The organism is Cupriavidus sp. R6-3 (genome assembly GCF_059772245.1).
The window spans coordinates 1-7,524 of the sequence record NZ_JCBAJO010000223.1 but is presented as its reverse complement, the minus strand read 5'-3'; the positions used below and the strand labels follow the sequence as shown (position 1 = coordinate 7,524).

6 protein-coding genes are annotated in these 7,524 nt (G+C 69.9%); 5 read left to right on the top strand and 1 reads right to left on the bottom strand.

Going from position 1 to position 7,524, the window contains the following annotated elements:
- On the top strand, positions 1-811 hold an 811-nt coding region (locus tag AC6EI8_RS22115), incomplete at its 5' end, for an acyl-CoA dehydrogenase family protein (protein ID WP_498382887.1).
- 176 nt (positions 812-987) lie between these two features.
- Positions 988-1,971 carry a Bug family tripartite tricarboxylate transporter substrate binding protein gene (locus AC6EI8_RS22110; protein WP_223819537.1) on the top strand — a complete coding sequence of 328 codons (984 nt, stop codon included), beginning with the start codon at positions 988-990 and terminating at the stop codon, positions 1,969-1,971.
- Positions 1,972-1,981: 10 nt separating this feature from the next.
- On the opposite strand, the gene AC6EI8_RS22105 is transcribed toward AC6EI8_RS22110, so the two are convergent.
- Positions 1,982-2,959 carry a LysR family transcriptional regulator gene (locus tag AC6EI8_RS22105; RefSeq protein WP_226108088.1) on the bottom strand — a complete coding sequence of 326 codons (978 nt, stop codon included), beginning with the start codon at positions 2,957-2,959 and terminating at the stop codon, positions 1,982-1,984.
- 224 nt (positions 2,960-3,183) lie between these two features.
- Between AC6EI8_RS22105 and AC6EI8_RS22100 the strand changes: the two genes are divergently transcribed.
- The 3 genes from AC6EI8_RS22100 (at position 3,184) to AC6EI8_RS22090 (ending at position 7,513) form a co-directional block, all read left to right on the top strand.
- Positions 3,184-3,957, top strand: coding sequence for an enoyl-CoA hydratase/isomerase family protein (locus tag AC6EI8_RS22100; protein ID WP_226108089.1), 774 nt, complete (start codon positions 3,184-3,186; stop codon positions 3,955-3,957).
- A 23-nt stretch (positions 3,958-3,980) separates the two neighbouring features.
- The gene (locus AC6EI8_RS22095; RefSeq protein WP_150082791.1) at positions 3,981-5,210 is read left to right on the top strand and encodes a CaiB/BaiF CoA transferase family protein; all 1,230 of its coding nucleotides are present in this window, start codon (positions 3,981-3,983) and stop codon (positions 5,208-5,210) included.
- Positions 5,211-5,371: 161 nt separating this feature from the next.
- Entirely contained in the window at positions 5,372-7,513 is a 2,142-nt protein-coding gene (locus tag AC6EI8_RS22090; RefSeq protein ID WP_226108185.1) for an alpha/beta hydrolase domain-containing protein, read from the top strand.
- Positions 7,514-7,524 lie beyond the last annotated feature (11 nt).

The following is a 7,524-nucleotide window of genomic DNA, read 5'->3' as shown; positions in this document are numbered from 1 at the left end:
GATGGCACTGGCCGCGCACGCCGGCACCGAGTCGGAGCGGGCGGTGGCGCGCTCGAGCGCCGAAGGCTGGCGTCTCGATGGCACGGTGGACGTGCCCTGGGGCCGGCACGTGCGCCATGTGGTGGTGCGTGCGGTGGACCGGCAGCCGTTCGGACGTGCGGTATGGCTGCTGGTGCCGACCGCCGGCTGCCGCATCGAGACCGGCGCCAATCTGGCCGGCGAACCGCGCGACCGGCTGCGCTTCGACGACGCGCCGGCCGCCGCCGCGGTGGTGGTCGAGAGCCCGGCCGACGAGGCGATGCTTGGCGCCGGCGCGGCAACGTCGCAGCCCTCGTCACCTTCCCCGCTCGGCGCGCTGATGCGTTCGATCCAGATCGCCGGCGTGCTCGAGCGCGTGCTGAACCAGACCGTGCAATACGCCACCGAGCGCATCCAGTTCGGCCGCCCGATCGCCAAGTTCCAGGCGATCCAGCAGCAACTGGCGATGCTGGCCAACGAAGTGGTGGCGGCGCGCATGGCGGTGGCCAGCGCCTGCGCGGCGATGCGCGCGCCAGGCTGGAACAGCCAGGCGATGGTGGCCAAGGTGATCTGCGGCAATGCCGCCGGCCGCGCCGCCGCGATCGCGCACCAGGTCCATGGCGCGATCGGTTTCACGCACGAGCACTCGCTGCACTGGTCCACCCGTCGGCTATGGAGCTGGCGCGCCGAGTACGGCAGCGAGGCGCACTGGGCGCGCGAGATCGGCACGCGCGCGATCCGCGAGGGCGGCGCCGCGCTTTGGCCGCGGGTCACCGCGCCGCAGGCCGCCTGAGGCGCGTGGCGTGCACGCACGCGGCCACGTACACGTGACCACCGTGCACGTGACCACCGCGCGCGCGACCACCACGTGCGTGACCACCACGTGCGTGACCACCACGTGCGCGGCGTATCGCGCAGGAACACAGGGATAACAAGGGCAAACGAGCCCTCCCACGACAGGAGACATCGATGCGAGTACCGGGTTTGTTTCGGGCGCTGCTGCTGGCCAGCGCCGCCTTCACCAGCGCCGTCGCGAGCGGCATTGCCGCCGCCGAATCGGCCAGCGAGTTTCCTTCGCGGCCGCTGCGGATCATCGTGCCGTTCACCGCGGGCAGCGGCTCCGATTCGTCGGCCCGCTACTACGGCGAAGCGCTCGGCCGCGCGCTGGGCCAGCCGGTGGTGGTCGAGAACCGCCCCGGCGCCAACGGCGTGATCGGCATCCAGGCGTTGAAGAACGCGCCGGCCGACGGCTACACGATCCTGCTGGCGAGCAATTCGCCGCTGTCGGTCAATCCGATCGTGCTGAAGAACCTGCCCTACGATCCGCTGGCCGATCTGCGTCCGATCGCGGGCCTGAGCCGAAACATGAATGTCTTCCTCGTGCCGATCGATTCGCCCTGGAAGACGCTGGCCGATGTGGTCGCCGCGGGCAAGGCCAAGCCGCTCAGCGTGGGCACCTATTCGGCGGGCTACCGGCTCGCGGCCGCCTGGTTCGGCAATCTGGCCGGCATCAAGCTGGTCAATATTCCCTACAAGGGCCAGGCGCAGATCATGACCGACATCATCGGCAGGCAGCTCGATCTGGCGGTGGTCGACACCAGCGGCGCGCTGACGCTGATCCGGCAGGGCAAGGTGCGCGCGCTGGCGGTATCCGGGGAGAAGCGCCATCACGAACTGCCCGAGGTGCCGTCCGTGCGCGAGCTCGGCTATCCCGATTACGTGCAGTACAGCTGGGTGTCGTTCTACGTGCGGGCGCAGACGCCGGACGACATCGCCGGCAAGCTCGCGACCGCGATGCAGTCGATCCTGAAGACGCCGGAGTCGACCGCCTTCCTGGCGACCAAGGGCAGCGACCCGATGCCCTATCCCCCGCAGACCATGCGCTCCTTCCACCAGGCCGAAATAGCGCGCTTCCGGCGCGTGGCGCAGGCGGCCGGCATCCAGCCGGAATGATGGCGTGAAGCTACACCGGCAGGCCGCGCGCGACCTCGGTCAGCAGCGCGCGCAGCAGGGAGACGAAGGGATGGGTATGGACATTGTTGTGCCAGCACAGATGGACCGGAATGGCCAGCGCCGGGTCGTCGATCGGAATGAAGCGCACGCCCGGATGCCGGCACAGTACCGGCGCCAGATAGCGCGGCACCATCGCATACATGTCGGTACCGGTGATCGCGTCGGCGACGGCCAGATAGCTGGTCATCGTGCAGGCGATATGGCGCTGCTCGCCGTGCTTGGCGAAGTAGCGGTCGACCATGCGCGTGACCACGCCGAACTGCGAGATGTCCAGGCAGGGCAGCGGCGCCAGTTCGGCCGCGCCCGCCGTGTTGCCGAGATGGGCATTGCCGGCATCGCACAGGCAGCCGAACGGCGCCGAGAACAGCAGCTCGGAACGCAGCGCCTCGGATTCGACCGGATAGAAGGCCACCATCACGTCGATCGCGCCGCTGGTCATCGCGCTCAGTCCGCTGGGCATCGGCACCGGATGCATGCGCACCCGCGCGCGCGGCGCGACCTCGCGCAGCCGGGCCAGGAAGGCCGGGGCGATCAGCGCCTGCAGCGAGTCGTTGATGCCGATCGCGTAGGAGCCGGTCTCCTGCGCGGGATCGTAGCGCTCGCTCTGCGTGTAGATGCTCTCGATGGTGCGCAGCGCGGCGTCGAGCGCCTGCTGCAATTCCTGCGCGCGGCGCGTCGGCAGCATCCTGGCCGCGCTCTTGATCAGCAGCGGATCGCCGAACTCCTCGCGCAGCCGCTCCAGCATGCGGCTGGTCGACGGCTGGCTGCTGTCGAGCCGCCGCGCCGCCTCGCTGACGCTGCGGCTCTCCAGCAGCGCGGCCAGCACGACCAGCAGGTTCAGGTCCTTGTGCCGCAGTTCGGCCAGCGGCAGCCGCCGCCGGTCGTTGGCGGGCGTCGGCTCGCCCTCTCGATGGTCTCCGCTATGCATCGTCGATTCGCGTTGCGCTCCTGGTGAGCGGGTGTTGCCGGCCAGATGCCGGCGCCCGCTTTCGATTGGCCGATGAATCCGTCCGGCGAGGTGCCGGACACACGGGCTCCATTATCCGGGCGCGGCTCCCGGCGATCCATCGGCAATTTCCCACGCCGCCCATTTACGCCGCTTGTTCGCGCCGCTGCTTCTGTCACCGCTACCACCACCGACCTTCTACCGCCATGGATACTTCATCCCCTGTCTCGCTGCTCCGGATGCCGCAGGACCACGTCGCGCACGTGGTGCTGCAGCGCCCGCCCCATAACCATGTCGACGCCGATTGCATGGCGGCGCTCGCCGATGCCCTCGAACAGCTCGATCGCGACGACGATTGCCGCGCCATCGTGCTCGCGGCCGACGGCAAGTCGTTCTGCGCCGGCGCCGACTTCGGCGCCAGCGATCCGTCGATCCGGCGCGATCCCAGCCCGTTCTACCGGCAGGCGATGCGGCTGTTCCGCACGCGCAAGCCGATCGTGGCGGCGGTGCATGGCGCGGCGATCGGTGCCGGCGTGGGGCTGGCCCTGGTCGCGGACTTTCGCGTGACCTGCCGCGAGGCGCGCTTCAGCGTCAATTTCAACCGGCTGGGCTTCCATCCGGGCTTCGGCCTGAGCCTGACGTTGCCGCGGCTGATCGGCGAGCAGCGTGCGGCGCTGCTGTTCTACACCGGCCGCCGCATCGACGGCGCGACCGCGGTCGAGATGGGGCTGGCCGACGAGCTGGTCGAACAGGCCGACGTGCGGGCTCGCGCCCACGCGCTCGCCTGCGAAATCGCGCTGTCTGCGCCGCTGGCCGTCGAAAGCACGCGCGCCACGCTGCGCGCCGGACTTGCCGACCGCGTCGCCGAGATCAACCGGCACGAGCTGCAGGTCCAGCTGACGCAGTTCCCGACCGAAGATTTCCGCGAAGGCGTGGCCGCGATGGCCGAGCGCCGCCTACCCAATTTCCAGCGCCGCTGATGCGGCATCACAGGAGTGCGTCAGTGAACGAACACAAGCAGAGCGGCGGCAAGACCGCCGTGGCGGGGCCGCTGGACGGCGTGCGGGTACTGGACCTGTCGTCGGTGGTGCTGGGGCCGATGGGCACGCAGGTGCTGGCCGACATGGGCGCCGACGTGATCAAGATCGAGGCGCCAGAGGGCGACCTGATGCGCGCCAATGGCGTGGTCGAGCACGCGGGCATGAGCTCGATCTTCCTCGCGCTGAACCGCAACAAGCGCTCGGTGGTGCTGGACCTGAAGGACGAGCAGGGCGCGGCCGCGCTGCGCGCACTGATCCCGACCTGCGACGTGCTGGTCCACAACATGCGGATCGGCGCGATCGAACGGCTGGGCTTCGGCTACGACGCGGTCGCGCGCCTGCGGCCCGATATCGTCTATTGCGCCGCGCCCGGTTTCGGCCAGGACGGTCCGGACCGCGACAAGCCCGCGTTCGACGACATCATCCAGGCGGCCTGCGGCTTCGTCGGCGCGGCGAGCGCGGCCGGTGCCGAGCCCGACTACCTGCCCAGCCTGATCGCCGACAAGACCACCGGGCTCGCGGTGGCCAACGCGGTGCTGGCCGCGCTGTTCCGGCGCGAGCGGCACGGCGAGGGCCAGTACGTCGAGGTGCCGATGCTGGAGACGATGGCGGCCTTCGTGCTGACCGAGCACATGGGCGGCATGATGTTCCCGTCTTCTACCGCCAAGGCAGGCTATGCGCGCCTGCTCGAAGGCGGCCGCAAGCCGGTGCGCACCGCCGATGGCTGGATCAGCATGCTGCCCTATACCGAACGGCACTGGAAGGCGTTCTTCCACGACCTCGGACGCGACGACCTGGGCGAGCGCTATCAGATCGCCAGCCGGCGCGAGCGCAACGCGAACATCAAGGCGCTGTACGGCCATCTGGCCGAGCTGGCGCCGCTGCGGACCACCGCGCAATGGATGGCGCTGTGCGAGCGGCTCGATATTCCCGCCACGCCGATCTACCGGCTCGAGGACCTGCCGGGCCATCCGCATCTGTCGGCGGTGGGACTGTTCGAGGAATCGGTGCATCCGGCGGTCGGGCCGATCCGCCAGGTCCGCCCGACCACGCGCTTTGCCCGCACGCCGACCGCGATCCGCCGGCCCGCGCCATCGCTGGGCGAGCATACCGAGGAGGTGTTGCGCGAGGCCGGCGTCGCGCCGGAGCGGATCGCCGCGCTGCTGGAGCCCATTAAGCCAAAACCCCGCTGAATCCATCGAGATTATCCATTTCTCCTGAATCAATTCGCTTCCTAGACTTGGCGCCAACGCTCCGTCAGTGGGCGTGAAGACAAGCGACCCGAAGAAGAACCACCAGGGCAGGAGAAGACATGGAGATCAGGCACGCTCGCCGCGTCGGCACGGCGCGGGCGATGGGATGGCGGTTGGCTGCGGTGACCGCGGTCGCCGCGGCAACGCTGCTGGCCGGTTGCGGCAGCGACGACGATGGCGGTCCGTCGACCGGCGGCCCGCCCGGAGGCGGCGGGCAGGCGGCGACCCCGGCGATCACGCTGACGATTTCCGCGCGCGAGGACTTTCCCGGCAGCTTCGGCAGCGTCGGCGCCTACGAGAAGCTGACCGGCTCGCTGCACGGCGAGGTCGATCCGAAGGACCCGCGCAACGCGGTGATCCAGGACCTCGAGCTCGCGCCGGTCAATGCGCGCGGCATGGTCGAGTACACCACCGAGTTCGTGATGCTCAAGCCGAAGGACATCGGCAAGGCCGGCGGCGTGCTGCGCTATGACGCCCCCAATCGCGGCAATATCCTGACCATGCCGAACCCGGCCGCGGTGCCGGGCGATGCGGTCTATTTCGAGCGCGGCTATGTGTTCCTGTACGCGGCGTGGCAGGGCGACGTGCCCAAGAGCTCGCCGGCGCGGCTGACGCTTAGCGTGCCGGTGGCGCGCAACAAGGACGGCAGCAGCATCACCGGCCCATACGCCGCGGAGCTGGTGCCCAGCGTGGCGACCTCGACCATGAGCCTGCCCGGCGGCGTCTTCAACGGCTCGATGATTCCCTACGCGCCGGCCAGCCTCGACAATACCCAGCCCGGCTACACGCTGACGCGCCGCGTCAACGAGACCGATCCGCGCGTGCCGATCGCGCCGTCGGAATGGAAGTTCGCCGACTGCGGCCCCGGCGGCGCGCCGTTTCCCGGCAAGCCCGACGGCAGCAAGGTCTGCCTGAAGGACGGCTTCCAGCCAGGCTATCTGTACGAGATCACCTACGTGGCCAAGGATCCGAAGGTGATGGGCGTGGGCCTGGCGGCGCTGCGCGACACGGTGACCTTCTTCCGCCATCGCAGCGCCGACGCGGCCGGCACGCCCAATCCGATCGCCGGCGCGATCCGCTACGCGATCGGGCAGGGCACCTCGCAGTCGGGCAATGCGATGAAGACCTTCCTGCATCTGGGCTTCAACGCGGCGCTGGACGGCGGCAAGGTGTTCGACGGCATCTTCGCGCATGTGGCCGCGCGCCAGACCAATATCAACACGCGCTTCGCGGTGCCGGGCGGCGGCGGTGGCCTGCGCACCGACCATCGCGCCTTCGGCCAGACCGCGCCGCGCGGGCTGGCGGCCGACTACGAGGACGCGGTCGCGGGCCGCACCGGCGGCGTGATGAAGCGCTGCAGCGAGACGCGGACCTGCCCGCGCTTCTTCCTCGGCCTGTCGGGCACCGAGTTCTGGCAGCTGCAGGGCTCGCCGGTGCTGACCGACGCCTACGGTTTCACCGACCTGAAGCAGCCGGACAATGCGCGCATCTACTACTACGCCAGCACGCAGCACGGCGGCCGCTCCGCGCAGATCAACTACAACCCCGCGCAGACGGTCTATCCGGCCGGCTCGATGATCGACTTCGCCGATACCTTCCGCGCGCTGTTCATCGCGCTGGAGGACTGGGTCGCGCGCGACATCGCGCCGCCGGACAGCCAGGTGCCGCGCATCGCCGACGGCACGCTGGTGCGGCCCGACCAGTTGCAGGTGCCGGTGATCAAGGGTGTCGGTTTCGCCGGCCCGAGCGGAACGGTGCCGATCCCCGACTTCCAGTACCTCGGCCGCTACAACGGCTTCCCGCTGCTCGACTACGGCCCGCAGTACCGGCCGCAGGACGAGTCCGGCATTGCGACCGTGCTGCCGCCCGCCTATCTGGGCCGCGACTACGCGATCCTGGTGCCGCAGCTCGATCCCACCACCGGCCTGGCGAAGGCGGGCATCCGCGCGCTCGACGTGCAGGCGCCGGTCGGCACCAGCCTCGAGTTCAACTACGTGGCCACGCCCGGCATCGTCGATCTCGTCAATCTGGGCGGCAGCTACATCCCCTTCCACAAGACCGAGGCCGCGCGCACCGCGGCCGGCGACCAGCGGCCCTCGCTGGAGGCGCTGTATGGCGACCAGGCCGGCTATCTGGCGAAGCTGCGCACGGCCGCCGACGCGCTGGTGTCGCAGCGCTTCCTGCTGCCCGCCGACGCACAGCGCGCGATCGCGCGCGCCCAGGCCAATCCGGTGCTGCCGTGAAGCGGCACCGG

Excerpts from the sequence above, each read along its gene's own strand:
- AC6EI8_RS22105 (WP_226108088.1), bottom strand. The coding sequence starts at position 2,959 with ATGCATAGCGGAGACCATCGAGAGGGCGAGCCGACGCCCGCCAACGAC.
- AC6EI8_RS22090 (WP_226108185.1), top strand. The coding sequence starts at position 5,372 with ATGGGATGGCGGTTGGCTGCGGTGACCGCGGTCGCCGCGGCAACGCTG.
- AC6EI8_RS22110 (WP_223819537.1), top strand. The coding sequence starts at position 988 with ATGCGAGTACCGGGTTTGTTTCGGGCGCTGCTGCTGGCCAGCGCCGCC.
- AC6EI8_RS22100 (WP_226108089.1), top strand. The coding sequence starts at position 3,184 with ATGGATACTTCATCCCCTGTCTCGCTGCTCCGGATGCCGCAGGACCAC.